Source organism: Paracoccus salipaludis (assembly GCF_002287065.1).
GTDB lineage: Bacteria > Pseudomonadota > Alphaproteobacteria > Rhodobacterales > Rhodobacteraceae > Paracoccus > Paracoccus salipaludis.
The window spans coordinates 448814-474846 of the sequence record NZ_NSJZ01000002.1; the positions used below are offsets into that span (position 1 = coordinate 448814).

The 26033-nt window shown below is 68.7% G+C and carries 24 protein-coding genes; 9 read left to right on the forward strand and 15 right to left on the reverse strand.

The genetic code is table 11. The features are described 5' to 3' along the window. Positions 1–46: 46 nt before the first annotated feature. From CK240_RS04790 to gloB, 7 genes are all read right to left on the reverse strand, one after another. Positions 47–844 (reverse strand): transporter substrate-binding domain-containing protein, encoded by a 798-nt coding sequence (locus CK240_RS04790; protein WP_095639175.1) that lies wholly within the window; start codon positions 842–844, stop codon positions 47–49. A 23-nt stretch (positions 845–867) separates the two neighbouring features. Continuing rightward, positions 868–1683 (reverse strand): ABC transporter ATP-binding protein, encoded by an 816-nt coding sequence (locus CK240_RS04795; RefSeq protein ID WP_095639176.1) that lies wholly within the window; start codon positions 1681–1683, stop codon positions 868–870. Positions 1684–1749: 66 nt separating this feature from the next. Next, entirely contained in the window at positions 1750–2205 is a 456-nt protein-coding gene (locus CK240_RS04800; protein ID WP_095639177.1) for a tellurite resistance TerB family protein, read from the reverse strand. A gap of 46 nt (positions 2206–2251) precedes the next feature. Further along, entirely contained in the window at positions 2252–2569 is a 318-nt protein-coding gene (locus CK240_RS04805; RefSeq protein WP_095639178.1) for a DUF1330 domain-containing protein, read from the reverse strand. Between the two features lie 9 nt (positions 2570–2578). After that, positions 2579–3475, reverse strand: coding sequence for a polyphosphate kinase 2 (gene ppk2 / locus CK240_RS04810; protein ID WP_205957753.1), 897 nt, complete (start codon positions 3473–3475; stop codon positions 2579–2581). Positions 3476–3638: 163 nt separating this feature from the next. Continuing rightward, on the reverse strand, positions 3639–5954 hold the full coding sequence (gene clpA / locus CK240_RS04815; RefSeq protein WP_095639180.1) for an ATP-dependent Clp protease ATP-binding subunit ClpA: 2316 nt from the start codon (positions 5952–5954) through the stop codon (positions 3639–3641). Positions 5955–6140: 186 nt separating this feature from the next. Then, positions 6141–6881 carry a hydroxyacylglutathione hydrolase gene (gene gloB / locus CK240_RS04820; RefSeq protein WP_095639181.1) on the reverse strand — a complete coding sequence of 247 codons (741 nt, stop codon included), beginning with the start codon at positions 6879–6881 and terminating at the stop codon, positions 6141–6143. 97 nt (positions 6882–6978) lie between these two features. On the opposite strand from gloB, the gene CK240_RS04825 reads away from it, so the two are divergent. The 7 genes from CK240_RS04825 to CK240_RS04855 all read left to right on the forward strand — a co-directional run bounded on the left by CK240_RS04825 (position 6979) and on the right by CK240_RS04855 (position 13527). Then, positions 6979–7788, forward strand: a complete 810-nt coding sequence (locus tag CK240_RS04825) for a methyltransferase domain-containing protein (RefSeq protein ID WP_095639182.1) — start codon at positions 6979–6981, stop codon at positions 7786–7788. 325 nt (positions 7789–8113) lie between these two features. Continuing rightward, positions 8114–8680 (forward strand): F0F1 ATP synthase subunit delta, encoded by a 567-nt coding sequence (locus CK240_RS04830; protein WP_095639183.1) that lies wholly within the window; start codon positions 8114–8116, stop codon positions 8678–8680. Next, on the forward strand, positions 8680–10215 hold the full coding sequence (gene atpA, locus CK240_RS04835) for a F0F1 ATP synthase subunit alpha (RefSeq protein WP_090754713.1): 1536 nt from the start codon (positions 8680–8682) through the stop codon (positions 10213–10215). Before CK240_RS04830 ends, atpA begins: the two co-directional genes overlap by 1 nt. Positions 10216–10228: 13 nt before the next feature. Further along, complete coding sequence (locus tag CK240_RS04840; protein ID WP_095639184.1) at positions 10229–11107, forward strand: F0F1 ATP synthase subunit gamma; 879 nt, start codon at positions 10229–10231, stop codon at positions 11105–11107. 22 nt (positions 11108–11129) lie between these two features. Beyond that, the gene (gene atpD / locus CK240_RS04845) at positions 11130–12599 is read left to right on the forward strand and encodes a F0F1 ATP synthase subunit beta (RefSeq protein WP_095639185.1); all 1470 of its coding nucleotides are present in this window, start codon (positions 11130–11132) and stop codon (positions 12597–12599) included. A gap of 9 nt (positions 12600–12608) precedes the next feature. Continuing rightward, a complete protein-coding gene (locus CK240_RS04850; protein ID WP_095639186.1) occupies positions 12609–13058 on the forward strand; it encodes a F0F1 ATP synthase subunit epsilon in 450 nt (149 codons plus the stop codon). A 91-nt stretch (positions 13059–13149) separates the two neighbouring features. Next, positions 13150–13527 carry an H-type lectin domain-containing protein gene (locus CK240_RS04855; protein WP_240517281.1) on the forward strand — a complete coding sequence of 126 codons (378 nt, stop codon included), beginning with the start codon at positions 13150–13152 and terminating at the stop codon, positions 13525–13527. A gap of 3 nt (positions 13528–13530) precedes the next feature. Here the strand turns inward: CK240_RS04855 and CK240_RS04860 are convergent, their stop codons facing one another. After that, positions 13531–14304, reverse strand: a complete 774-nt coding sequence (locus CK240_RS04860) for an alpha/beta fold hydrolase (RefSeq protein ID WP_095639188.1) — start codon at positions 14302–14304, stop codon at positions 13531–13533. Next, positions 14301–14891, reverse strand: coding sequence for a 2-hydroxychromene-2-carboxylate isomerase (locus tag CK240_RS04865; RefSeq protein WP_095639189.1), 591 nt, complete (start codon positions 14889–14891; stop codon positions 14301–14303). The genes CK240_RS04860 and CK240_RS04865 overlap by 4 nt, the downstream gene beginning before the upstream one ends. Positions 14892–14991: 100 nt before the next feature. Between CK240_RS04865 and CK240_RS04870 the strand changes: the two genes are divergently transcribed. Continuing rightward, on the forward strand, positions 14992–16011 hold the full coding sequence (locus CK240_RS04870) for a ribose-phosphate pyrophosphokinase (RefSeq protein WP_095639190.1): 1020 nt from the start codon (positions 14992–14994) through the stop codon (positions 16009–16011). Positions 16012–16070: 59 nt separating this feature from the next. On the opposite strand, the gene purD is transcribed toward CK240_RS04870, so the two are convergent. Further along, the gene (purD, locus tag CK240_RS04875; RefSeq protein WP_095639259.1) at positions 16071–17333 is read right to left on the reverse strand and encodes a phosphoribosylamine--glycine ligase; all 1263 of its coding nucleotides are present in this window, start codon (positions 17331–17333) and stop codon (positions 16071–16073) included. A 177-nt stretch (positions 17334–17510) separates the two neighbouring features. Between purD and xseA the strand changes: the two genes are divergently transcribed. Next, complete coding sequence (xseA, locus tag CK240_RS04880) at positions 17511–19196, forward strand: exodeoxyribonuclease VII large subunit (protein WP_095639191.1); 1686 nt, start codon at positions 17511–17513, stop codon at positions 19194–19196. 3 nt (positions 19197–19199) lie between these two features. Here the strand turns inward: xseA and CK240_RS04885 are convergent, their stop codons facing one another. The 5 genes from CK240_RS04885 to acnA form a co-directional block, all read right to left on the reverse strand. Then, positions 19200–20417, reverse strand: coding sequence for an MFS transporter (locus tag CK240_RS04885; protein ID WP_095639192.1), 1218 nt, complete (start codon positions 20415–20417; stop codon positions 19200–19202). 5 nt (positions 20418–20422) lie between these two features. Then, positions 20423–21064: a bifunctional 4-hydroxy-2-oxoglutarate aldolase/2-dehydro-3-deoxy-phosphogluconate aldolase gene (eda, locus tag CK240_RS04890; RefSeq protein WP_095639193.1), complete on the reverse strand. Its 642-nt coding sequence runs from the start codon at positions 21062–21064 to the stop codon at positions 20423–20425. An 81-nt stretch (positions 21065–21145) separates the two neighbouring features. Beyond that, positions 21146–21805, reverse strand: coding sequence for a DUF1190 domain-containing protein (locus CK240_RS04895; protein ID WP_095639194.1), 660 nt, complete (start codon positions 21803–21805; stop codon positions 21146–21148). Positions 21806–21809: 4 nt separating this feature from the next. Continuing rightward, positions 21810–23027 carry a glutathionylspermidine synthase family protein gene (locus tag CK240_RS04900; protein WP_095639195.1) on the reverse strand — a complete coding sequence of 406 codons (1218 nt, stop codon included), beginning with the start codon at positions 23025–23027 and terminating at the stop codon, positions 21810–21812. 151 nt (positions 23028–23178) lie between these two features. After that, positions 23179–25962: an aconitate hydratase AcnA gene (gene acnA, locus CK240_RS04905; RefSeq protein ID WP_095639196.1), complete on the reverse strand. Its 2784-nt coding sequence runs from the start codon at positions 25960–25962 to the stop codon at positions 23179–23181. Between the last annotated feature and the right edge of the window lie 71 nt (positions 25963–26033).

Genomic DNA, 26033 nt, shown 5'->3' on the forward strand with positions numbered 1-26033 from the left:
GGGGCAGGCCGCCGTCCACGTCAGGACGGCGGCCCCTTTCAGCAGGTCAGTTCGACGCGGTCGCGGGGACGGCAGAGGCGGCGGGCGCGGCGGGGGCAGCAGCGCCCTCGGCAGCCATGCCGGCGAAGGTCTTGGCCTCTGCGCCCAGCCACTTGACGATCAGCGCGTCCAGCGAGCCGTCCGCCTTCATCTCGCCGATGGCCTTGTCGAAGCGCGCCTTCAGCTCGGTGTCCGACTGGCGCATCCCGATGCCCAGGCCCTCGCCGACCACGACGCGGTCCTTGCCCTCGACCCAGACGAGATCCTCCGAGTCGCGCTCGAAGGGCACCAGGAAGTCGCGGTCGGCAAAGACGGCGTCGGCCTCGCCGTTGCGGACGGCGGCGATGGCTTCCTCGCCGGTGGCGAACTCGACCAGCGTGGCGCCGGACTCGGCCACGTAGCCGGCCTGGATGGTGTTGATCTGCGCGGCCACGATGCCCGTCACGTCGGCGTCAGCGGTCAGCGCCACGTAGGCCGAGGGCGGGGGCGGCGTGTAGGCGTCCGAGAAGGCGATCGACTTGCGACGCTCGTCGGTGATGTTCATCCCCGCCATGATCGTGTCGTAGTTGCCGCTGACGAGGTTCGGAATGATCGAATCCCAGTCGTTGCGGACCCAGGTGCATTCCGCCTGGATGCGCTTGCACAGTTCGTTGCCCAGCTCGATCTCGAAGCCGTCCACCTCGCCCTTCTCGTTGACGAAGTTGTAGGGGGGATAGGCGCCCTCGGTGCCCATCCGCAGCGGCTCGGCCAGGCTTGCGCCCGCACTCAGGGCCAACACGGCGGCGGCGATCAGCAGGTTCTTCATGGTAGTCTCCCGTCGGTTATGTCTCAGGCGCTCATTGTCGCGCTGAGGAATTGGCGCAGCCGGTCGGTCCGGGGTGCGCGGAAAATCTGGTCGGGCGGGCCTTCCTCCTCGATCCGGCCCTGGTGCAGGAACACCACGTGATTGCTGACATCGGCCGCCAGCCGCATGTCATGGGTGACGAGGATCATGGTGCGATGCTCGGCCGCGAGGTCCTTGATGACCTTGACGACCTCCTGCTGCAGTTCGGGGTCGAGCGCGCTGGTGGGCTCGTCGAACAGAAGCGCCCGCGGCTCCATGCAAAGCGCGCGCGCGATGGCGGCGCGCTGCTGCTGGCCGCCCGAAAGCTGCGCGGGCCAGGCGTCGGCCTTGTCGCCGATGCCGACCTTGTCCAGCAGCTTGCGGGCGCGCGCCTCGACCTGAGCGGCCGGCTGGCCCAGCACGGTGACGGGCGCCTCCATCACGTTCTGCAGGATGGTCATGTGGGACCAGAGATTGAACTGCTGGAACACCATCGAAAGATTGGTGCGCAAGCGGCGGACCTGCGCCCGGTCGGCGGGCTGGCGGTCGGGACCGGTTCCGGTCCAGCGGACGGGCTCGCCCTCGATCACGATCTCGCCGGCCTGGCTGATCTCAAGCAGGTTGCAGCAGCGCAGCAGCGTGGACTTTCCCGACCCGGACGAGCCGATCAGCGTGACGACATGGCCGCGGGGCGCCGTCATGTCCACGCCCTTGAGCACCTGCAGCGCGCCATAGGCCTTGTGCAGCCCGCAGATCTGGATGACCGGAACGGGCGCTGCGTCTTCCGCGGGCCGGTGAGGATGAGGGACTTGCGCTGTCATGGCCTGCGCATCTGGCGTGAATCCGGGCCGGATTGCAACGGGGATATGGGCGCGCGGGACGTGCCGTCAGCGGCCCGACGCCGCCTGGGCGACCTGCTGGCGCAACTGCGCGCTTTCGACATCGCTGACGCCCAGAAGGCTGGCAACCAGCCGGATCATCGCGTCCTCGTCGGGGCTGCGGACGGCGTCGGACAGGGCAACCTCCCAAAGCGTTTCGATGATCCAGGCCCGCTCCTCAAGCGCGATGCGGTCCTTGATGGCGCGTGTGAAGCGGACGGTGTCGGGGGCCTCGGCCTCGATCATCTCGGCGGCCGCGCGGCGGTCGGCCGCGTCGGCCGGGGACAGGCCCCGGCGGCGTGCCAGCAGCGCGTCGATATGGGCGCGTTCGTTCTTGCCGTAATGATTGTCGGCACGGGCGATCCGCACCATCAATGCGGCGATCGCAACCTCCGCGTCATCATGCGACAGCGTGGTTTCCCGGGGGGCGTCCCCCAGCAGACGGGGTAGAAGGCTACGGAACATGGACTGATTATCGATGTCCTTTCAAACCTTCGCAAGTTAAAGAAGATCAGTTGCTTCCGCCGGTGTCGTCCGGCTGGTCCCACCCGTCCACGATCGCAAGGTCGGCGGTGCTGACGGGCTGCCGCAGCGCCAGCGCCGCCTGGTACTCGGGACTGCGATAGCAGGCCTCGGCTGCGTCGCGCGACGGGAACTCGATCACCACGGCGCGGGGGCGGAGCGCCCCCTCCATCACCTGCTGCTCGCCGCCCCGGACCAGGAAGCGCGCGCCGTACTTCTGGAAGGCGGCCGCGTTGGCCTGGCGATAGGCCGCATAGGCCTCGGGGTCGTCAACGCTGACATGGGCGATCCAGTAGGCCTTGGGCATGGTGTGCTTTCAATAGAGTTCGGGAACGTAGAGTTCGCGCGGCAGGACATCACGTTCGTAATCCGGGTTGAAGACCCGGTCGGGCAGGGTGATCGTCTCGTGCTGGACGTCGGTGTAGGGGATCAACCCCAGCAGGTGGCCGATGCAGTTCAACCGGGCCCGCTTCTTGTCGTTGCCCGGCACGATGTACCATGGCGCCTCGGGGATCGAGGTGCGCTCGAACATGTCCTCCTTGGCCTTGGTGTAGGCCTCCCAGCGGACACGGGACTGCAGGTCCATGGGGGACAGCTTCCACTGCTTCAGCGGATCGTGGATGCGCATCAGGAAGCGCATCTGCTGTTCGACGTCCGTGATCGAGAACCAGTATTTCACCAGCCGGATGCCGGACCGGACCAGCATCCGCTCGAACTCGGGGACGTCGCGGAAGAACTGCTCGACCTGGTCCTCGGTGGCGAAGCCCATCACGCGTTCGACGCCCGCGCGGTTGTACCAGCTGCGGTCGAACAGCACGATCTCGCCGCCCGCGGGCAGGTGAGGGACGTAGCGCTGGAAATACCATTGCGTCTTTTCGCGGTCCGACGGGGCGGGCAGGGCGACGGTGCGCACGACGCGGGGGTTCAGGCGCTGGGTGATGCGCTTGATGACGCCACCCTTGCCCGCCGAATCGCGGCCCTCGAAGATGACGACAACCTTTTCCTTGTGGTGACTGACCCAGTCCTGCAGCTTGATCAGTTCCGACTGCAGCCGCACGAGCTCATGGAAATAGACCCGGCGCGGCAGCGGGTTGGGGTGCATTTCGCGATAGGCCGCGGCGATCTGCAAGGGAAGCAGCGCATCCTCGAGATCCAGCTCGAAGTCCTCGTCGAGTCCTTCGTCGATCGCAAGCAGGTCGAGGTCACTGGCCATGTGCATCTCCTTGTCGGTCAGGCGCGGCGAGGGTGAAGCATGGATCTATGACAAGGACGTAACCGAATGATGACAATCGCCGGTTCCGACCTGCGGGGCGACCGTTCCCCCACCGGAACGAGAAAGGCGCCCCGCAGAGGGGCGCCTTCCACCTGTTCTTGTCCTACTCGGCCGTCAGAAGCGGCGTGCGGTCCTTGCCCAGCCGCGGCGTGCCGGGGCCTTCGATGTCGAAGACGGGCTTGTCGTCCTCGATCCGCACCTTGACGATCCCGCCCTTCATCAGGCGGCCGAACAGAAGCTCCTCGGCCAGGGGCTTCTTGATCGTTTCCTGGATCACGCGGGCTAGGGGGCGCGCGCCCATCCGGTCGTCATAGCCCTTCTCGGCCAGCCAGTTCGCGGCCTCGGGCGTCAGCTCGATATGGACGTTGCGGTCCATGAGCTGGGCTTCCAGCTGCAGGATGAACTTCTCGACCACCTGCACGATCACCTCGCGCGGCAGCGGCGCGAACGAGATCACCGCGTCCAGGCGGTTGCGGAACTCGGGCGTGAAGGTGCGCTCGATCGCCTCCTTGTCCTCGCCCTCGCGCCGGTCGCGGCCGAAGCCGATGGCCGCGCGGGCCTGGTCGGCCGCGCCCGCGTTCGAGGTCATGATCAGGATCACGTTGCGGAAGTCCACCTGACGGCCGTTGTGGTCGGTCAGCTTCCCGTGGTCCATCACCTGCAGAAGGATGTTGTAGACATCCGGATGCGCCTTCTCGATCTCGTCCAGCAGCAGCACGCAATGCGGATGCTGGTCCACGCCGTCGGTCAGCAGGCCGCCCTGGTCGAAGCCGACATAGCCCGGAGGCGCGCCGATCAGCCGGGACACCGCGTGCTTCTCCATGTATTCGGACATGTCGAAGCGCAGCAGTTCCACACCCAGGGTGTTGGCCAGCTGCTTGGCCACCTCGGTCTTGCCGACGCCGGTCGGGCCCGCGAACAGGTAGTTGCCGATGGGCTTTTCCGGTTCGCGCAGGCCCGCGCGGGCCAGCTTGATCGAGGAAGCCAGCGCCTCGATGGCCGCATCCTGCCCGAAGACCAGCCGCTTCAGGGTCTTCTCAAGGTCGCGCAGCACCTCGGCGTCGTCCTTGCTGACGTTCTTCGGCGGGATGCGGGCGATCTTGGCGACGACCGCCTCGATCTCCTTGGGCGAGATCACCTTCTTGCGGCGGCTTTCGGCCACGACATGCTGGGCCGCCCCCGCTTCGTCGATCACGTCGATGGCCGAGTCCGGCAGCTTGCGGTCGTTGATGTAGCGCGAGGCCAGTTCCACCGCGGTCTTGATCGCTTCCGAGGTGTAGCGCAGGTCGTGGTGCTTCTCGAACGACGGCTTCAGGCCCATCAGGATCTTGATCGCATCCGGCACCGACGGCTCGTTCACGTCGATCTTCTGGAAGCGGCGGCTGAGCGCGCGGTCCTTCTCGAAGTGCTGGCGGAACTCCTTGTAGGTCGTGGAGCCCATGCAGCGCAGCTTGCCGCCCGACAGCGCGGGCTTGAGCAGGTTCGACGCGTCCATCGCCCCGCCCGAGGTCGCCCCCGCGCCGATCACCGTGTGGATCTCGTCGATGAAGAGGATCGCGTCGGGATGCTCCTCAAGCTCCTTCACCACGGCCTTCAGCCGCTCCTCGAAATCCCCGCGATAGCGGGTGCCCGCCAGAAGCGCGCCCATGTCCAGCGAGAAGATCGTGGCGCCCGCCAGCACGTCCGGCGTCTCGCCCCGCGTGATCTTCAGCGCCAGGCCTTCCGCGATCGCGGTCTTGCCCACGCCCGGGTCGCCCACCAGCAGGGGGTTGTTCTTGCGCCGGCGGCACAGGACCTGGATGCAGCGCTCGACCTCGTCGGCGCGGCCGATCAGCGGATCGACGTCGCCATGCGAGGCCTTTGCGTTCAGGTCCACGCAATACTTGGCCAAGGCCGAATCCTCCTTGCCCTGCCGTTCCTCGGTCTGGGACTGCTCGGCCTCGGCGCCCTTGACGGGGCGGGATTCCGAGAACGAGGGGTTCTTCGCCACGCCATGCGCGATGAAGTTCACCGCGTCGTAGCGGGTCATGTCGAGTTCCTGCAGGAAGAACGCGGCATTGGATTCACGCTCGGCGAAGATGGCGACGAGCACGTTGGCGCCCGTGACCTCGCTGCGGCCCGAGCTTTGGACATGGATGGCAGCGCGCTGGATGACGCGCTGGAAGGCGGCGGTCGGGACCGCCTCGGACCCGTCCACGTCGGTGATCAGCGTCGAAAGGTCATCGTCGATGAAGTCGGTCAGCATCCGCCGCAGTTCGTTCAGATCGACGTTGCAGGCGCGCATGACGCGCACGGCATCGGGTTCGTCGGTCAAAGCCAGCAGCAGGTGTTCCAGCGTGGCGAGTTCATGGCGGTGGCGGTTTGCCAGCGACAAGGCGGAATGGATCGCCTGTTCCAGGGTGGTCGAGAAGGACGGCACGGCACTGCTCCTGTCAGTCGACTGGCGGTCTGGGGCCCGCGAGGATCCCACCTGACCAGACTGTCACGATAAGATTTAGAATTGGTGCATTTCGGCGCGGCGCAAGGGATTCGTTGAGATGACGCGGCCGATAAGCCCAAGGTTGAGGCAGATGTGATCACGACGCCTCATGCTTTCAAGCACCCGTCACCCCCGGAACGAGTCCTTGGCCGCGCGCAGCCGCGTGAAGCTGTCCAGCGGGGACTCGTCCGGCTGCGCCAGTTCGGCTGCGCGCAGGAAGGGATTGGTGGCCTTTTCATCGCCAAGCGTCGCGGGCGAGGCGGGGCGGTCCCCCGCCATCGTGGCGTCCAGCCGCTGGCGCAGCGCCTGGTTCCCGGAGTCCACCGACAGCGCGAAGGCGCCGTTCCCGCGGGCATAATCATGGCCCGAGCAGACCAGCGTATCGTCCGGCAGGGCCGCCAGCTTGGACAGCGAGGACCACATCTGCGCGGCCGTTCCCTCGAAAAGCCGCCCGCAACCCATCGCCATCAGGCTGTCGGCGGTGAACACCAGTCCCGCGTCCGGCATGTGGAAGGCGACATGGCCGACGGTGTGGCCCGGCACGTCGATCACGTTCAGGGTCTGGCCGCAGACCTCGGTCCACTCGCCCGTTTCCAGGGCGCGGTCCAGGGGCGGCAGGCGGCTCGTGTCGGCCATGTTCCCCCAGACCTGGGCGCCGGTCGCGGCCACGATCTCGGGCACGGCCTGGATGTGGTCGTCATGGTGATGGGTGAGCAGGATGGCGTCGAGGCTCCAGCCCCGGCCCCTCAGTTCCGAAAGGATCGGGCCCGCTTCGGGCGCGTCGATCAGCACCGTGCAGCCCCGGTCGTGGACCAGATAGGCGTAGTTGTCGGTCAGGCAGCGGATCGTCACCAGTTCGGCCATGATGTCCTCCTTGTCGGGGCGAGGTTAGGCGTGGCCGGGCGGCTTGGCAAACCGGGGGCACCGCCTTGACGCCGACGCGGTGCGGGGCCCTGATGGCGCCATGCATCACGACGTCCTCGACCTGCGCAGCTTCTATTACCAGCGCGCGCTGGGCCGGGTGGTCCAGCGCATCCTGCGCGACCGGCTGACCGCCATGTGGCCGCCCGAGCGCGCCTCGGGCATGACCGTGGCGGGTTATGGCTTCGCGGTGCCGATGCTGCGGCCCTACCTCGCGCGGGCGCGGCGGGTGACGGCGCTGATGCCGTGGCGGCAGGGCGTGATGCCCTGGCCCGCGGGCGCGCCCAACCACAGTGTCCTGTGCGAGGAAACCGCCTGGCCGCTGGAAACGGGCAGCGTGGACCGGCTGATCGTGCTGCACGGGCTGGAAACGGCGGACCATGCCGACGCGGTGCTGTCGGAATGCTGGCGCGTCCTCGGTCCCGGCGGGCGGCTGATGGTGATGGTCCCGAACCGCGCAGGCCTGTGGGCGCAAAGCGAGGCCACCCCCTTCGGCATCGGGCGCAGCTACACGCGCGGCCAGCTCGAGGCGCAGGCGCGCGCCGCGGGCTTTGTGACCGAGGCCACGGGGGCCGCCGTCTACATCCCCCCCTCGGACCGGCGCTTCTGGCTGAAAAGCGCCCAGATGTGGGAACGGACGGGCACCCGCATCGCCTCGGTCCTGATCGCGGGCGTCGTCATCGCCGAATTCGCCAAGCAGGTGCCCGCCATGACCGGTCCCGCGCAGAAGGTGCTGGTGCCCAGCCCGCTGGAGGTGCTGGGCGGCATCCGCAAGCCGAGGCCCCTCGCACGGCCCGCGCCGCACCCCTCGGGCGGGCAGGGCAGGACCGGCATGGAGCCGCCGGACATGTGACGATTCGCCCCTAGACCTACATTTTGGATCCGCAAGGGAACCGGCGGCGCGCCAACGTGCTTGAAGCGCACCCGCGACGTCTTCGGGCATGGCCCGCGGCCCCTGTCCTTCGTCTTCCGGCCCGCCCTCCCGGATGTGGGACGGTTCGGTGGGCGGACGTGTCATTTTACCCCCGCGGACCAGTTGCGCGCAGAGGGTGAGTGCTGTTAGAGACGCGCCAGATTCAGGGGTGCGCCGTCCACAGGCCTGCCCTGCCGTTGTCCGCGCCCCGCGACTGACCGCCCCAAGGGCGGCCCGCCTGCGGGGTTTCGCGCAAACCAAAGGGGTGTCCGTGGCCAATACCGCTTCGATTTCCGCAAACATCGCCGGCCGTTATGCGCAAGCCGTGTTCGACCTGGTCAAGGAGGAAGGCGCCCTCGACCGTCTCTCCACCGAGGTCGAGAGCCTGCGCGCGACGCTGGATGACAGCGCCGACCTGCGCACCCTGATCGGCTCGCCCCTGTATTCGCGCGAAGACCAGGAATCGGCCATTGTCGCGATCGCGGGCCGGATGGGCCTGTCGCCCGTGATGACCAACACCCTGCGCCTGATGGCGCAGAACCGCCGCCTGTTCACCCTGCCGCAACTGGTCGAGCGCCTGGGCGAGCTGATCGCCGAGGAGCGCGGCGAGGTGACTGCCGATGTCGTCACCGCCGCCCCCCTGTCCGAGGACCAGCAGCGCCGCCTGACCGAGACGCTGGCGCAGAAATCCGGCCGGACCGTGAAACTGAACACCCGCGTCGATGAAAGCCTCATCGGCGGAATGATCGTCAAGCTGGGCTCGCAGATGATCGACAGCTCGATCCGCTCGAAGCTCGCTTCTCTCCAGAATGTCATGAAAGAGGTCGGATAATGGGAATCCAGGCTGCCGAGATTTCGGCGATCCTCAAGGATCAGATCAAGAATTTCGGTCAGGACGCCGAGGTGGCCGAGGTCGGCCAGGTGCTGTCGGTGGGCGACGGCATCGCGCGCGTTCACGGTCTGGACAAGGTGCAGGCCGGCGAGATGGTTGAATTCCCCGGCGGCATCCGGGGCATGGTGCTGAACCTCGAAACCGACAACGTCGGCGTCGTGATCTTCGGCGACGACCGCTCGATCAAGGAAGGCGACACCGTCAAGCGCACCCGTTCCATCGTGGACGTGCCGGTGGGTCGCGGCCTGCTGGGCCGCGTCGTGGACGCGCTGGGCAACCCCATCGACGGCAAGGGCCCGATCGACGCGACCGAGCGCCGCGTGGCCGACGTCAAGGCCCCCGGCATCATGCCGCGCAAGTCGGTGCACGAGCCGATGGCGACCGGCCTCAAGTCCGTTGACGCCATGATCCCCGTCGGCCGCGGCCAGCGCGAGCTGATCATCGGCGACCGCCAGACCGGCAAGTCGGCGATCGCGATGGACACCATCCTGAACCAGCGCAACTACAACGGCCGCGAAGCGGACGGCATGAAGACGCTGCACTGCTTCTATGTCGCCATCGGCCAGAAGCGCTCGACCGTCGCCCAGCTGGTCAAGAAGCTGGAAGAAACCGGCGCGATGGCCTACACCACCGTGATCGCCGCGACCGCGTCCGAGCCCGCGCCGATGCAGTACCTGGCCCCCTATGCCGCGACCGCCATGGCGGAATACTTCCGCGACAACGGCATGGACGCGCTGATCATCTATGACGACCTGTCCAAGCAGGCCGTGGCCTACCGCCAGATGTCGCTGCTGCTGCGCCGTCCGCCGGGGCGCGAAGCCTATCCGGGCGACGTGTTCTACCTGCACTCGCGCCTGCTGGAGCGTTCGGCCAAGCTGAACGAGGACTTCGGCGCGGGCTCGCTGACCGCCCTGCCGATCATCGAGACGCAGGCGGGCGACGTGTCGGCCTATATCCCGACCAACGTGATCTCGATCACCGACGGCCAGATCTTCCTGGAAACGGACCTGTTCTTCCAGGGCATCCGCCCGGCCGTGAACACCGGTCTGTCGGTGTCGCGCGTGGGCTCGGCCGCCCAGACCAACGCGATGAAGTCGGTCGCCGGCCCGGTGAAGCTGGAACTGGCGCAGTACCGCGAGATGGCTGCCTTTGCGCAGTTCGGTTCTGACCTGGATGCCGCGACGCAGAAGCTGCTGAACCGCGGCGCGCGCCTGACCGAGCTGATGAAGCAGCCGCAGTATTCGCCGCTGACCAACGCCGAGATCGTCGCCGTCATCTATGCCGGCACCAAGGGCTACCTGGACGACATCCCGGTGCGCGAGGTCGGTCGCTGGGAAGAGGGCCTGATCTCGTTCCTGCGCAACCAGCACGCGGACGTCCTCGACTGGCTGACCCGCGAAGACCCGAAGATCAAGGGTGACGCGGAAGCTCGGCTGAAGTCGGTCCTGGACGCCTACGCCAAGACCTACGCCTGAGGAGAGGGGACAGATGCCCAGCCTCAAGGCTCTCAAGAACCGGATCGGAAGCGTCAAGAACACGCGGAAGATCACCAAGGCGATGCAGATGGTCGCCGCCGCGAAGCTGCGCCGCGCGCAGGACGCGGCGGAAGCCGCGCGTCCCTATGCCGAGCGCATGTCGGCCGTCATGGCCGGCCTGACGGCTGCGGCGGCCGGGTCGGAAGGGGCGCCGCGCCTTCTGGCCGGCACGGGTGAGGACCGGCGCCACCTTCTGGTGGTGCTGACGTCGGAACGTGGCCTTGCGGGCGGCTTCAACAGCTCGATCGTCAAGCTGGCGCGCCAGCATGCCGAAGAGCTGCTGGGCCAGGGCAAGCAGGTCGCCATCATGACCGTGGGCAAGAAGGCCCGCGAGCAGCTGCGCCGCGACATGGGCCAGTTCTTCGTGCATCACGTCGATCTGTCCGAGGTCAAGCGCATCGGCTACGAGAACGCCCGCGACATCGCGCGCGAGATCCTCGAGCGCTTTGACGGCGGCGACTTCGACGTGGCCACGCTGTTCTACAGCCGCTTCGAATCCGTCATCAGCCAGGTCCCGACCGCGCGCCAGATCATCCCGGCCGTGGTCGAGGAAGGGCAGGCGGGCGAGGGCGCCTCGGCGCTCTACGACTACGAGCCCGGCGAGGAGGCGATCCTGTCCGAGCTGCTGCCGCGGTCCATCACGACGCAGGTCTTCGCGTCGCTGCTGGAAAACGCAGCGTCCGAACAGGGCGCGCGGATGACCGCCATGGACAACGCGACCCGCAACGCGGGCGAGATGATCGACAGGCTGACGACGCAGTTCAACCGCTCGCGTCAGGCGGCGATCACCACCGAACTCATCGAAATCATCGCGGGCGCCGAAGCGCTCTGACGGGAAACAAAGAGGTAAGAAGATGGCAGAGGCTGAAGCCCGCAACATCCTGGCCGACGAACCGTCGCGCGCCGGCGCCAAGGGCAAGATCACCCAGGTCATCGGTCCGGTCGTCGACGTCCAGTTCGACGATCACCTGCCGGCGATCCTGAACGCGCTGGACACCGAGAACAACGGCCGCAAGCTGGTCCTGGAAGTCGCCCAGCACCTGGGCGAGAACACCGTCCGCACCATCGCCATGGACGCGACCGAGGGCTTGGTCCGCGGCGCGGCCGTGACCGACACCGGGGGGCCGATCTCGGTTCCGGTGGGCGAGGCGACCCTGGGCCGCATCCTGAACGTCGTGGGCGAGCCCGTGGACGAGCGCGGCCCGGTCCAGGCGACCGAGACCCGCGCGATCCACCAGCCCGCACCGGACTTTGCGGCGCAGGCGACCAGCTCGGAAATCCTCGTCACCGGCATCAAGGTCATCGACCTGCTCGCGCCTTACTCGAAGGGCGGCAAGATCGGCCTGTTCGGCGGCGCCGGCGTGGGCAAGACCGTTCTGATCATGGAACTGATCAACAACATCGCCAAGGTGCACTCGGGCTATTCCGTGTTCGCCGGCGTGGGCGAGCGGACCCGTGAAGGCAACGACCTTTACCACGAGATGGTGGAATCGGGCGTCATCAAGCCGGACAACCTGGCCGAGTCGCAGGTGGCTCTGGTCTACGGCCAGATGAACGAGCCTCCGGGGGCGCGGATGCGCGTGGCCCTGACCGGTCTGACCGTGGCGGAACAGTTCCGCGACGCGACCGGCACCGACGTGCTGTTCTTCGTGGACAACATCTTCCGCTTCACCCAGGCGGGTTCGGAAGTGTCGGCGCTTCTGGGCCGCATCCCGTCCGCCGTGGGTTACCAGCCGACGCTGGCGACCGACATGGGCGCGATGCAGGAACGCATCACCTCGACCAAGAAGGGCTCGATCACCTCGATCCAGGCCGTCTACGTTCCGGCCGACGACCTCACCGACCCGGCGCCCGCGACGACCTTCGCCCACCTCGACGCCACGACCGTTCTGTCGCGCGCGATCTCGGAACTGGGGATCTACCCGGCCGTGGACCCGCTTGACTCGAACAGCCGGATCCTCGACCCGGCCGTGGTCGGCGAAGAGCACTACCAGGTCGCCCGCGACGTCCAGGGCATCCTGCAGAAGTACAAGTCGCTTCAGGACATCATCGCCATCCTCGGGATGGACGAACTGTCGGAAGAGGACAAGCTGACCGTGGCCCGCGCCCGGAAGATCCAGCGCTTCCTGTCGCAGCCTTTCGACGTGGCCAAGGTCTTCACCGGCTCGGACGGCGTGCAGGTCCCGCTGGACGACACGATCCGTTCGTTCAAGGCGGTCGTGGCCGGCGAATACGACCACCTGCCGGAAGCGGCCTTCTACATGGTCGGCGGCATCGAGGACGTGAAAGCCAAGGCGCAGCGCCTCGCCGCTGACGCGGCGTAAGGGGGCGACATGGCCGACACGATGCAGTTCGACCTCGTTTCGCCGGAACGCAGGCTCGTCTCGGTCCCGGTGCGCGAGGTTCGCCTGCCGGGCACGGACGGCGACCTGACGGCGATGCCGGGTCACGCCGCGACGATCGTCACGCTTCGGCCGGGCATCGTCACGGTGGTGGACGCGCAGGGCACGGCGACCGAGTTCGCCGTGACGGGCGGCTTCGCCGAGATCAATGGCGAGTCGGTCAGCCTGCTGGCCGAGCGGGGCCACCCGCGGGCCGAGCTGACTCAGGACGTCTACAACGAGATGATGCGCGACGCGCATCGCGCGCATCGGGGCGTCGAGTCGCGCCGCGAGTCGGTCGGCGATGATGTCGTGGCCGCCTCGGCCAAGATGCTGGGCGACATGCAGGCGCTGGGAACCCATATCGGGCTGGACCCCAACCAGTCCACGGTCCCGGAATAAGCCCGATTTCGCCGGATAGAAGAAAAGACAGACACCCCGCCCGTTCCGTCGGGCGGGGTGTTGTTGTTTAAGTCCCTTGAAGTCGGCAGGCATGACGGGGTTTGCACAAGGGGGACGGATGCTGCGGTTCAGCCATACTGCCGTTGGCGTGCAACAGGGCCGGGCGTTCCTGTTCTCGGCCTTCGAGGACAACGGGCCGATGTGGACCGGAACGGGCGCGAGGGTCCAACATGTCCCGGTCAGCTTCCCGACGCCCTTTCTCGGCCTGCCCGCGGTCCATGTCGGCCTGTCGATGTGGGACATCTCGGTCGAGGCGAACCAGCGCGTGGACATCGCGGCCGAGGAGGTGACGGCCACCGGCTTCACGCTGGTCTTCCGCACCTGGGGCGACACCCGCGTCGCGCGGGTGCGGGCCGACTGGCTGGCGATCGGCCCCACCGATCACGTGGACGATTTCGCCGTCGATTGAGCCTCAGGCGCGGTCGAGGTTGCCCGCCACCAGCGCTGTCACCTCGGCGGGATGGGTCACGGGGGCCATGTGCCCCGCGCCCGGCACGGTCGCCCGGCGCGCATCGGGCAGGCGCGCGGCAAGCGTGTCGAAGATCTCGCCCACCACGGCGGGCGAGTCCGCGCCTGCGATCAGCAGGGAAGGGGCCCGGACAGCCTCGAGCCCGCCCAGCCGCAGGATGCCATGGACATCGGCGCTGAGCGCGGCATCCGTTTCGAGCACCAGCGGCATCAGCTCGACCGCCGCCTGCTGCAGGCTGCGCGGCAGCGCCTCGAACCCGCCGGGCGCGCCCCAGATGCCCAGGAACAGCCGCGCGGCGGCCTCGATCCTTCCGGCGGCGGCCAGGGCGGCAAGCTCGTCGTCGAGGCTGTGCCCCGAACGCGAGGCCGCGAACAGCACCGGCTCGATCAGCGTCAGCGAGCGGACACGCCCCGGGGCCGCGACGGCCAGCCTCAGCGCGACCGTGGCCCCGATGGAATGGCCGATCAGGTCCACCGGCCCCTCGCCCAGCAGCCCCTCGGCCATGCGGGTCACGGTCGTGTGGTAGTCCTCGCCCTCGGCAGGCCGCCATGCCCCGCTGCGCCCGTGCGAGGGCAGGTCGAAGGCGGTCAGGTCCACGCGGCCGCCAAGCCGCCGCGCCATGGGATCGAAGGCGCGGCCGCTGCCCATCATGCAGTGGATCGCCAGAGCCGGGCGCGACGGATCGCCCGGCCAGTGCCGGACATGAACCGCGCTCACAGCGTGGCCAGATGCCGGTCCAGGAAGTCGAGCCGGTCCTGGCCCCAGAACCGCTGGTCCGTGTCGAGGACGTGGAAGAAGGGCACCCCGAAGACGCCCGCCTCGATCGCGCGCTCGAGGTTGCGGCCATAGGTTTCGGCGCCCACGAACAGCCCCCGGTCGGCAAGGCCGGGGTCGAAGCCCGCCTGCGACAGCGCCGCGCGGATCACCTCGTCCTCGGCGATGTCGCGTCCTTCGGCGAAGCGGGCCGACAGGACCGCCCGCACCAGCCCCGCCACGTCGCCCCCCGCCTCCTGCGCGGCGATGATCGCATAGGCGGCAGGGGCGGGGTTCGTCATCGGCACGTCGATCCTGATCGGCAGGCCCAGGTGCTCGGACCAGCGCGTCAGTTCCTGCCGGCGATAGTCCATGCGCGAGGGATGGCGGCTCTGCGGCCGCGTGCCCCCGGTGCGGTCGAAAAGCTGCATGACGTCGATGGGCCGGTAGGTGATGGTCGCACCGTGGCGTTCTGCGATCTTTTCCAGCCGGTCGCCCGCGAGATAGGCCCAGGGGCTGATCGTGCTGAGGTAATAGTCGATCTGCGCCACGTTACGGCCCTCCTGCGGTTTGCCCGGACGCTATCGCGGTGCTAATCGGGGCGCAATCCGGCGAATCCCGGCCGGGCGACCCTAGCGACCAAGGACTCCCATGCCTGCAATGACCGAACCCAAGCTGATCGCGGGCAATGCCAATCGCCCGCTGGCCACCGGAATCGCACGGCGGATGTCGATGCACCGCGGCATGAACGTGGATCTGGTGAACGCGCGGGTCGAGCGGTTCAACGACCAGGAGATCTTCGTCGAGGTCTACGAGAATGTCCGTGGCGAGGACATGTACATCATCCAGTCCACGTCGAACCCGGCCAACGACAACCTGATGGAGCTGCTGATCATGGCCGACGCGCTGCGGCGCAGCTCGGCCAACCGGATCACGGCGGTCATCCCCTATTTCGGCTATGCCCGGCAGGACCGCCGCGCCAAGGCCCGCACGCCGATCAGCGCCAAGCTGGTGGCGAACCTGCTGACCGAGGCCGGGGTGGACCGCATCCTGACGCTGGACCTGCACGCGACCCAGATCCAGGGGTTCTTCGACATCCCCGTGGACAACCTTTATGCCGCGCCGATCTTCTCGCTGGACATCATGCACCACTTCAAGGGCCGCATGGACGACCTGATGATCGTCTCGCCCGACGTGGGCGGCGTGGCACGGGCGCGCGAGATCGCGGCCCGGATCGACGCGCCGCTGGCCATCGTGGACAAGCGCCGCGAGAAGGCGGGCGAGATTGCCGAGATGACCGTGATCGGCGATGTCGAGGGCAAGACCTGCATCATCGTGGACGACATCTGCGACACGGCCGGCACGCTGGTGAAGGCCGCGCAACTGCTGGCCGACCACGGCGCGACCGAGGTCCACGCCTATATCACGCACGGCGTGCTGTCCGGCCCGGCGGTAGGGCGGATCGAAGGCTCGGTCATGAAGTCGCTGGTCATCACCGACTCGATCAGCCAGCCCGAGCCGGTCAAGAACGCCCGCAACATCCGCATCGTGCCGACCGCCCCGCTGTTCGCACAGGCGATCATGTCCACCTGGAACGGAACCTCGGTGTCCTCGCTGTTCGAGCTGGAAACGCTGCAGCCGATCTATGAAGGAATGTACGCCGCCGTCTGAGCCGCGCATTTTTCGACCTCAAGGACAAGGGGCGCGTGACGATCACGCGCCCCTTGTCGTCACAGCGCCCGCCAGCCGATGTCGCGGCGGAAGAACCCCTCGGGCCAGTCCACCGCCTCGGTCAGCGCATAGGCGCGGTCGCGGGCCTCGGCCAGCGTGGCGCCCCGGCCCGTCGCGTTCAGCACCCGGCCCCCGGCCGAGACCAGTCGCCCCTCGCGTTCCGCCGTGCCCGCATGGAAGATCATGGCCGACGAGCTTTCGGCCAGGTCATCCGGCAGCCGGATCGCGGTTCCTCTGGCATAGTCGCCGGGGTAGCCGTCGGCCGCCAGCACCACGGTCAGGGCATGGTCGTCGGCCCAGGTCACGCTGACACCGTCCAGCCGCGATTCCGCGCAGGCCTGGATCAGGTCCAGCGCCTGCGCGCCCAGCCGCATCATCAGCACCTGGCATTCGGGATCGCCGAAGCGGACGTTGTATTCCACCAGCCGCGCGCGCCCGTCCCTGATCATCAGCCCGGCGTAAAGGACGCCCTGGAAGGGTGTTCCACGCCGCGCCATCTCCTCGACGGTCGGCTGGATGATCTCGGCCATGACGCGTGCCTGCAGGTCTTCCGTCAGGATGGGGGCGGGGGAATAGGCGCCCATGCCGCCGGTGTTCGGGCCGCTGTCGCCCTCGCCCACACGCTTGTGGTCCTGCGCTGTGCCGACGGGAAGGCAGGTCGTGCCGTCCACGAGGACGAAGAAGCTGGCCTCCTCGCCTTCCATGAACTCCTCGATCACCACCTCGGCGCCCGCCGCCCCGAAGGCGCCGCCGAAGGCCGCATCGACGGCCCCCAGCGCCTCGGCCTCGGTCATGGCGACGGTGACGCCCTTGCCGGCCGCCAGCCCATCCGCCTTGACGACAATGGGCGCACCCATGCGGCGGATGTACTCACGCGCGCCCTCGGCCTCGTCGAAGCGGGCCCAGGCGGCGGTCGGCGCCCCGCAGGCGTCGCAGATATCCTTGGTGAAGGCCTTGGATGCCTCAAGCCGCGCCGCGGCCTGCGACGGCCCGAAGGCCGCGATCCCGGCCGCGCGCAGCGCATCGGCCACGCCTGCGGCCAGCGGCGCCTCGGGTCCGATCACCACGAGGTCGATCGCGTGCTCCTCGCAGAAGGCGACGACTGCCGCGCCATCCTCGATCGCCAGTTCGGCGCAGCGGGCGATGGCGGCAATCCCGGCGTTCCCCGGCGCGACGATCAGCCGGTCGCATTTCGGGTTCTGCCGGATGGCCCAGGCCAGCGCATGTTCGCGTCCGCCGCCGCCGAGGATCAGGATGTTCATGCGCAAGACCTCCATTCTTGCGCGTGCTTGTGGCCGAAAGCCTCGCCCCGGACAAGGCGCGCACAGGGCTTCTTCCTTGAACGGATATCCCGGGATGAATGAGGCAGGGGCCCCGTTCATGGGCAGCGCCCCGGTCCGGCGCTTGCCCCTTCGGCCCGGCCGGTCCATCTATCCTCCATGGACCTTTTCGAAGACGACGCGCCCGGCGCCCCAGCCGGCAGCAACGCCCCGCCCCTGACCGTTTCCGAAATCTCGGGCGCCGTGAAGCGCGTGATCGAGGGCGAGTTCGGACGCGTCCGCGTCAGGGGAGAGGTCGGGCGCGTTTCCCGGCCCGGCTCGGGGCATCTCTACTTCGACCTCAAGGACGACAACGCCTGCATGGCCGCCGTCTGCTGGAAGATGCAGGCCGCCCGGCTGGCGCACCGCCCCGAGGAGGGGATGGAGATCATCGTCACCGGGCGCCTGACCACCTTCGCCAACCAGTCCAAGTACCAGCTGATCGTCGAGCAGGTCGAACCCGCGGGCCTCGGCGCGCTGATGGCGATGCTGGAACAGCGCCGGAAGGTGCTTGCGGCCGAGGGCCTGTTCGACGCTGCCGCCAAGCGGCCCATTCCCTATCTGCCGGACGTGATCGCCGTCGTGACCTCGCCCACGGGCGCGGTGATCCGCGACATCCTTCATCGGCTGCGGGACCGTTTTCCCAGCCGCGTGCTGATCTGGCCGGTGGCGGTGCAGGGCACGGCCTGCGCGCCGCAGGTGGCGGACGCAATCACGCGCCTGAACGCGATCCGCCCCGGCGGGCCGGTGCCGCGCCCGGACCTCATCATCGTGGCGCGGGGCGGCGGCTCGGTCGAGGACCTGTGGGGCTTCAACGACGAGGCGGTGGTCCGCGCCGTGGCGGCCGGAACGATCCCGCTGATCTCGGCCGTGGGGCACGAAACCGACACGACGCTGATCGACTTCGCATCGGACCTGCGGGCGCCCACGCCCACGGCAGCGGCCGAGATGGCCGTGCCGGTGCTGGCCGACCTGTCCGCGCGGCTGGCCGAGACGCAGGTGCGCCTGCTGCGCGGCACGCGCGCGCGGCTGGACCGCCCGACCCAGCGGCTGGGGGATCTGGGCCGCGCCCTGGGCCGCCCGCAGGCGCTGACCGCCCCCGCCCGACAGCGGCTTGACCTGACCGGCCCCCGGCTGGAGCCCGTCCTGCGCGCCTTTGCCCGCGACCGCCGCCGCAGCATCGAGGCGCTGCACCTGCCGCTGTTCGCCCTGCGCGGCTTCATGGCCGACCGCCGCGCGGCGGTGGAACGGACAGGGCGCGCGCTGGAGCAGGAGCGCCTTCGGGATCAGCAGCGCAGGCGCTCGGCGCTGCCCGTGGTCCGTGCGGGTGCGGTGCGGATGTTGCAGGCGCAGGCTGCGCGGCGGCTGGAGGACATGCAGCCTCGGTTGGACAGCGCGGGTAAACGCGCAACCACCAAGGTGGCGGAACGTCTTTCTGCCCTAACCACACGGCTGGACCGCGCGCAGGCGCAGATCCGGCGCGAGCAGACCGAGGGGCAGACGCGGGCGCAGGAAGCCGCGCGCCGCCTGGCCGCGCTCGCCCCCCGCCTGACGGCCGAGCGGCGGGGCCAGCTTGAGGCGCTGGACCGCCTGCGCCAGACCCTTGGCCATACCGAGACCCTGCGGCGCGGCTTTGCCATCGTGCGGGGTCCCGAGGGGCTGGTCACCTCGGCGGCGGTGGCAGGCAAGGCCGCCTCGCTGGAACTCGAGTTCCACGACGGGCGGGTGAGGGTGCATCCCGAAGGCAGCACCCCCGCGCCGCGCCGTGGCGCGAAGAAGCCGCCGGCGCAGGGTTCCCTGTTCTGAGCCTCAGCGCGTGTCGCGCGGGCGCAGGGCCATCCAGATCAGCGCCCCGCCCGCCAGCGTCAGGAAGGGCAGCATCATCAGGTTGACCGCCGACCAGCCCTGCTGCGCGGTCCCGCCGCCGCAGCCCATCAGGGCGCCCGAGGACAGCGAGGCCAGGAACACGCCCCCGAAGACGATGGCGTCGTTGATGCCCTGCACGCGCCCGCGTTCCTCGGGCGTGTGCTGCGCGGTCAGCATCGCGGTCGAGCCGATGAAGCCGAAGTTCCAGCCCAGCCCCAGCAGGACCAGCGCCAGGTAGAAATGGTCAAGCTCCACGCCGCTCAGGGCGACTGCGCCCGCCCCGGCAAGGATGACCAGCCCGGCCGTGACGATCCGCTCGGCCCCGAAGCGGGCGATCAGGTGGCCGGTGAAGAAGGCAGGCCCGAACATGGCGATCATGTGCGCCTGCGTCACGCCGGATGCGTCCGCGACGGCAAAGCCGCAGCCGACCATCGCCAGGGGCGTCGAGGTCATCACCAGGTTCATCAGGGCGTAGGAGACCGTGCCGCAGATCATGGCGACCACGATGCCGGGCGTGCGCAGGATCTCTGACAGGCTGCGGCCGCCGCCTGCACCGGCGCGGGACTGCGGCAGGACCGGGATGCGCAGCATCGCGTAGATGAAGGGCCCCAGCAGGTTCAGCCCGATGATCGCGGCGAAGGTCATGGCGAAGGGGATGGCGCTCGCCTCGGCCGTCGCGGTGGCGAGCCTCGGGCCGATCAGCGCCGAGACGAGCCCGCCCGCCTGCACGAGGCTGATCATCTTGGGCTGCAGCGCCTCGGGCGCCACGTCGGCGGCCGCGAAGCGATAGAAGCCCTGCGCCGACATCTGCGCCCCGATCAGCGTACAGCCCAAGGTGAACAGTGCGAAGTTGCCGCGTTCCAGCCCCGCGAAGGCAATGCCCGCGCCGATGGCCGCGACCAGCGAGGCGATGGTGAACCCCGCCCGCCGCCCGTGCCGCGCCATGAAGCCCGACAGTAACCGCGCCGAGATGGCCGAGCCGAGCATGACCATCGACACCGGCAGCGTGGCGAAGCAGGGGTTCGGGGCGATCATGGCGCCCGCGAGGCCCGCCGTGATGAAGACCATCGACAGTTGCGCGCCCAGGATGGCCTGGGCCAGCACCAGCACCGCGACATTTCCCCAGGCGAGGCGGCGGCTGTCCGGGGTATCGGCGGTCATTGCGCTCAAGGCCGCAGGCCCGCCGCCTGCCGCGCCAGCGCCTCGATCCCGGACCAGTCGCCCTGGCGCATCATCTCTTCGGGCGCGATCCAGCTGCCGCCGACGCAAAGGACGTTCGGCAGGGCAAGGTACTCGGGCGCGTTCGCGGCCGAAACGCCGCCCGTCGGGCAGAAGCGGATGCCGGGCAGGGGACCCGCCAGCGCCTTGAGATAGGCGGGACCGCCCGCGGGCCCGGCCGGGAAGAACTTGAGCGTATCGAACCCCGCCTCGACCGCCTGCATCGCCTCGGACGCCGTGGCGGCCCCCGGCAGCAGCGGCAGCGCGCAATCCTCGCATGCGTCGGCCAGCGTGTCGGTCAGCCCGGGCGAGACGGCAAATCGCGCGCCGGCAGCCTGGGCGCGATGAACGTCCTGCGAGGTGATGACGGTGCCTGCCCCTACGATCGCGCCCTCGACCCGTGCCATTGCGGTAATGGCCTCCAGCGCGGCAGGGGTGCGCAGCGTGACCTCCAGCACCGCCAGGCCGCCGGCGACCAGGCTGCGGGCCAGGGGCTCGGCCCAGGCGGCGTCCTTTATCACGATCACCGGGATGACCGGCGCCATGGCGCAGATCTCGCGGATGCGGGCAGACTGGCTTTGGGGGGTCATGGGCGCGCCTTTCGGAAATCCAGCATGACCCTGCGCCGGGCTCGCGCCGGGCGCAAGGGCGGCTGCCGCTGCACCCGGATGTCAGCCGCCAAGGCCCCGCGTCCCGCCCGTGGCGGTCCGTGCCGTGGCGCCCGCGCCGAAGCCGCCGCGCTGGGCGACCTGCGCCCGGCTCATCGGCGGCTGGCCGACGGTGGTGGGCGCGCGGTTGAAGGTCGTGGCGGGCACCCGGCCCGAGCCCGAGTTGCTGGCAAAGGTCTGGTTGCCCGAGGGCGTCGAATAGCCGGTCGGCGTGCGCACCATCGGCTGGCTGAAGATGCCGCCGCCGCGCGACAGCATGGACCCCATCATGTAGCCGACCAGCAGCGGCATGAAGCTGAAACCCCCGCCCCCCTGCTGCTGCGCTGTCGCGGGATCGCCGGCAGCCGGATCGGCCCCGCAGGCGCCCTGGCCATGCTGCTGCTCGCACAGTTCCTGCGATTCATAACGGGGGGCGGTTTCCAGATGGGCCTGCTCGGCCGCGGCGAACTGCGTCCGGCAGTCTTCCTCGGTGAACCAGAGGCCGTCCTTCTGGGCGGCAGCGATGCAGCTGTTGAGGTCGGGGAAGGCCTGGGCGTCCACGGCGTCGTCCTCGCAGCCTGCCAGGGTCAGCACGGCGGCCCCGGCCAGCAGCAGCGCCACGTGCCGCGAGCGCTTGCGGCGCGGGGCAAGGGCTTCCTCGGGGCGGTCAGCAAGATCGGTCATGGCCTTACCCTTCGATGAAATGCGGCTTGAAGCGGGACAGGTTGTGGGTGATCCGGGCGCGGTCCTCTCGGACGCCCAGGCCCACGCAGTCCTCGCCCACGATCCAGGCGCCGAGGACGGGGTGGAAGCCGTCGAAGGCGGGCAGGGGCGCCAGCGCCTGCACGACCTGCGGGTGGTGCGAATAGCTGTCGTCCGGCGCACGGTCGGTTTCGCGTCCCCCTTCGTGGATCACGACGCCCGCGCCTTCGCGCGAGAAGATGGGCTTCGTGACATGGCCCTGCGCCAGCAGCGGCTCGGCCTCGGCGATGGCGGCCGAGTAGGGCGTCTGCCCGCCCCGGCGCGCGGCTTCGAGGTCAGCCTGAAAGAACGCCGGCAGCAGGTTGGGGTGATTGGGGAAAAGATGCCACAGCAGGGGCAGCAGCCCCTTGTTCGACACCACCGCCTTCCACGGCGGCTCGATGAAGCGCGCGCCCGAGGGCTGGAGGTTCGCCGCGAAGTCGTCGCGCAGCATGTCCTCCCACGGATACAGCTTGAACAGCGTCCCGATCACCCGGTCCTGGTCATCGGCAAGTTGGCCCTGGTCGGTGATGCCGATGCCTGACAGGGGCGTGAAATGCGCGCCCAGGCCGCCCTCGCGCGCGGCCCAGGCGAGGGCCTCGACCGTGGCGTAATCCTCGGGGTTGTCGCGGTCTGCGGCGAAGTGGATGTCCTCGCCCGGCGCGCAGATGGCGGCCCAGCGTTCGGCCAGCGCCTCGTGGATGCGGTTGAACTGGTCGGTGTTCGGGCCAAGGACACCTGCATCGCGGCTTTCCTCGAACCACAGCCACTGGAAGGACGCGGATTCATAAAGCGAGGTCGGCGTGTCGGCGTTGTATTCCAGCAGCTTGGCCGGGCCCTTGCCGTCATAGGCCAGGTCAAAGCGGCCATAAAGCTCGGGCTCGCCGTTGGACCAGCTGCGTTCGACGAAATCCCAGTAGGGCCGCGGGATATCAAGCCGCGTCATCCATTCTTCCGAGGCGACGGCATGGGCCACGGCCTCGCGGCACATGGCGTGCAGTTCGGTCCCCGGCGCCTCGATGTCATCCTCGATCTGGCGGAGCGTGAAACGATAGGCCGAGGTCTCGTCCCAGTAGGGCTCTCCTCCCATGTCGGCGAAGGTGAACCCCAGCTCGGTCGCGCGGTCGCGCCAGCCGGGCCGCTCGGGAAGGGAAAGCTTCTGCATCGTCACGTCGTTCCGCTTGTCATCGTCCCGATGTGGCAAGCGCCGCCCGGGGATGCAAGTGCGGTGCCCGGACCGGCCCGCCTCAAGTCCTCGTGCGGACATGAAAAAACCCCGGCCGCGAGGGCCGGGGTCGGTGTCGGATGCAGGCGTCTTACGAGCGGGCGAGGTTACGCAGCACGTAATGCAGCACGCCGCCGTTCTTGAGGTATTCGATCTCGACCTCGGTATCGACGCGGGCCTTCAGCTGCACGGTCTTCTCGGTCCCGTCCGCATAGCGGATCGTGGCGGGCACCAGCGACAGCGGCTTGAACTCGCCCGCCAGCCCGTGGATCGAGATCACCTCGTCGCCCTTCAGGCCCAACGTCTTGCGGTTGTCGCCGCCGGTGAACTCGAAGGGGATCACACCCATGCCGACGAGGTTCGAACGGTGGATGCGCTCGAAGGACTCGGCGATCACGGCCTTGACGCCCAGCAGGTTGGTGCCCTTGGCCGCCCAGTCGCGCGACGAGCCCGCGCCGTATTCGACGCCGCCCACGACGATCAGCGGCACGCCCTGGTCCTTCCACGCCATCGCGGCGTCGTAGATCGAGGTCTGCTGCCCGTCGGGGCCCTTGGTGTAGCCGCCTTCGACGCCGTCCAGCATCTCGTTCTTGATGCGGATGTTGGCGAAGGTGCCGCGCATCATGACTTCGTGGTTGCCCCGGCGCGAACCGTAGCTGTTGAAGTCGGCGGGCGCGACCTGGCGTTCGCACAGATACTGGCCGGCGGGCGAACTCGGCTTGAACGAACCCGCGGGACTGATGTGGTCGGTGGTGATCATGTCGCCGAGCATCGCCAGCACGCGCGCGCCCTCGATGTCCGAGATCACGCCAGGCTCCTGCGACATGCCCTGGAAGTAGGGCGGGTTCTGGATGTAGGTCGAGGTCGGCGGCCAGTCATAGGTTTCGCTGTCCGTCGTCTCGACCGCCTGCCAGCGCTCGTCGCCCTTGAACACGTCGGCGTACTTGGTCTGGAACATCTCGCGCGTGACGATCCGGTCCACGAGGTCCGAGATCTCCTGCGAAGAGGGCCACAGGTCCTTGAGGTAGATGTCGCGGCCGTCGGCCGTCTGGGCCAGCGGCTCGCGCGTGATGTCGATGTTCATGTCGCCGGCGATCGCATAGGCCACGACCAGCGGGGGCGAGGCGAGATAGTTCGCGCGCACGTCGGGGCTGATCCGGCCTTCGAAGTTGCGGTTGCCCGACAGGACCGACACGGCCACCAGGTCGTTCTCGTTGATGGTCTTGGAGATCGCGGGTTCCAGCGGGCCCGAGTTGCCGATGCAGGTGGTGCAGCCGAAGCCCACCAGGTTGAAGCCCATCGCGTCCAGGTGTTCCTGAAGGCCGGCGGCCTCCAGATACTCGGCCACGACCTGCGATCCGGGGGCCAGCGAGGTCTTGACCCAGGGCTTGCGCGACAGGCCCAGCTCGTTGGCCTTCTTGGCGACCAGGCCCGCGGCCATCAGCACATAAGGGTTCGACGTGTTGGTGCAGGAGGTGATCGCCGCGATCACGACCGAGCCGTCGCGCAGCGCATAGTCCTGCCCCTCGACCGCCGCCGCGGCGATGGCGCCTTCACCGGTGGTGCCGGGGATGTCGCCGGGCTGGGGCGAAGGCGCGCCGCCCTCGGCCGTCATCTTGACCTTCTGCGCGACCGTGGCGGTCGGCGCGGGGGGCAGGCTCGCGATATAGGCCTTGAAGGTCTGCGCCGCCTGATCCAGCGCCACGTGATCCTGCGGGCGCTTCGGCCCCGAGATGGCGGGCACCACGTCGTTCAGGTCCAGGTGCAGGGTCGAGGTGAAGACCGGCTCGAAGCCCGGCTCGCGCCACATTCCGTTGGCGCGGGCATAGGCCTCGACCAGCGCGATCCGGGCCTCGTCACGGCCGGTCTGGCGCAGGTAGCGCAGGGTCTCGTCATCGACCGGGAAGAAGCCGCAGGTCGCGCCGTATTCGGGGGCCATGTTGGCGATGGTCGCGCGGTCGGCCAGCGGCATGTTGTCCAGGCCCTCGCCGTAGAATTCGACGAACTTGCCGACGACCTTGTGGTCGCGCAGCATCTTGACGACCTTCAGCACGAGGTCGGTGGCCGTCACGCCCTCGCGCAGCGCGCCGGTGACCTTGAAGCCTACGACCTCGGGGATCAGCATGGAGATCGGCTGGCCGAGCATCGCGGCCTCGGCCTCGATCCCGCCCACGCCCCAGCCGAGGACCGCCAGGCCGTTGACCATGGTGGTGTGGCTGTCGGTGCCGACCAGCGTATCCGGGTAGGCCACGGTCGCGCCGCCCTGGTCCGTGTCGGTCCAGACGGTCTGCGCCAGGTATTCCAGGTTCACCTGGTGGCAGATGCCGGTCCCCGGAGGCACCACGCGGAAGTTGTTGAACGCGCCCTGGCCCCATTTCAGGAACTGGTAGCGTTCCATGTTGCGCTGGTATTCCAGGTCAACGTTGCGCTGGAAGGCGCGCGGATTGCCGAACTCGTCCACCATGACCGAGTGGTCGATGACCAGATCGACCGGGTTCAGCGGGTTGATCTTCTGCGCGTCGCCGCCCAGCGCCTTGATGCCGTCGCGCATCGCGGCAAGGTCGACGACCGCCGGAACGCCGGTGAAGTCCTGCATCAGCACGCGGGCCGGGCGATAGGCGATCTCGCGGTCGGACTTGCCGCCGTTCTGCGCCCAGTCCGCGAAGGCCTTGATGTCGTCCACGCTGACGGTGAAGCCGTTGTCCTCGAACCGCAGCAGGTTTTCCAGCACGACCTTCAGCGAGGCCGGCAGCCGCGAGAAGTCGCCCAGGCCCGCCTCGGCGGCCGCGGGAATCGAGTAATAGGCCACGGTCTGGTCGCCGACGACCAGCTCGCGGCGGGTCTTGGCGGTATCGGTTCCAGTGACGATTGGCATGGCTTTGCTTCCTCAAGGGCTCAGGTGGCAGGCAACGCCCGGATTGCCCCGACTCATCCAGCGGTGCAAGC

Excerpts from the sequence above, each read along its gene's own strand:
- CK240_RS04790 (WP_095639175.1), bottom strand. The coding sequence starts at position 844 with ATGAAGAACCTGCTGATCGCCGCCGCCGTGTTGGCCCTGAGTGCGGGC.
- CK240_RS04795 (WP_095639176.1), bottom strand. The coding sequence starts at position 1,683 with ATGACAGCGCAAGTCCCTCATCCTCACCGGCCCGCGGAAGACGCAGCG.
- CK240_RS04800 (WP_095639177.1), bottom strand. The coding sequence starts at position 2,205 with ATGTTCCGTAGCCTTCTACCCCGTCTGCTGGGGGACGCCCCCCGGGAA.
- CK240_RS04805 (WP_095639178.1), bottom strand. The coding sequence starts at position 2,569 with ATGCCCAAGGCCTACTGGATCGCCCATGTCAGCGTTGACGACCCCGAG.
- ppk2 (WP_205957753.1), bottom strand. The coding sequence starts at position 3,475 with ATGGCCAGTGACCTCGACCTGCTTGCGATCGACGAAGGACTCGACGAG.
- CK240_RS04825 (WP_095639182.1), top strand. The coding sequence starts at position 6,979 with ATGCATCACGACGTCCTCGACCTGCGCAGCTTCTATTACCAGCGCGCG.
- atpA (WP_090754713.1), top strand. The coding sequence starts at position 8,680 with ATGGGAATCCAGGCTGCCGAGATTTCGGCGATCCTCAAGGATCAGATC.
- CK240_RS04840 (WP_095639184.1), top strand. The coding sequence starts at position 10,229 with ATGCCCAGCCTCAAGGCTCTCAAGAACCGGATCGGAAGCGTCAAGAAC.
- atpD (WP_095639185.1), top strand. The coding sequence starts at position 11,130 with ATGGCAGAGGCTGAAGCCCGCAACATCCTGGCCGACGAACCGTCGCGC.
- CK240_RS04850 (WP_095639186.1), top strand. The coding sequence starts at position 12,609 with ATGGCCGACACGATGCAGTTCGACCTCGTTTCGCCGGAACGCAGGCTC.
- CK240_RS04855 (WP_240517281.1), top strand. The coding sequence starts at position 13,150 with ATGACGGGGTTTGCACAAGGGGGACGGATGCTGCGGTTCAGCCATACT.
- CK240_RS04870 (WP_095639190.1), top strand. The coding sequence starts at position 14,992 with ATGCCTGCAATGACCGAACCCAAGCTGATCGCGGGCAATGCCAATCGC.
- purD (WP_095639259.1), bottom strand. The coding sequence starts at position 17,333 with ATGAACATCCTGATCCTCGGCGGCGGCGGACGCGAACATGCGCTGGCC.
- xseA (WP_095639191.1), top strand. The coding sequence starts at position 17,511 with ATGGACCTTTTCGAAGACGACGCGCCCGGCGCCCCAGCCGGCAGCAAC.
- CK240_RS04885 (WP_095639192.1), bottom strand. The coding sequence starts at position 20,417 with ATGACCGCCGATACCCCGGACAGCCGCCGCCTCGCCTGGGGAAATGTC.
- eda (WP_095639193.1), bottom strand. The coding sequence starts at position 21,064 with ATGACCCCCCAAAGCCAGTCTGCCCGCATCCGCGAGATCTGCGCCATG.
- CK240_RS04895 (WP_095639194.1), bottom strand. The coding sequence starts at position 21,805 with ATGACCGATCTTGCTGACCGCCCCGAGGAAGCCCTTGCCCCGCGCCGC.
- CK240_RS04900 (WP_095639195.1), bottom strand. The coding sequence starts at position 23,027 with ATGCAGAAGCTTTCCCTTCCCGAGCGGCCCGGCTGGCGCGACCGCGCG.
- acnA (WP_095639196.1), bottom strand. The coding sequence starts at position 25,962 with ATGCCAATCGTCACTGGAACCGATACCGCCAAGACCCGCCGCGAGCTG.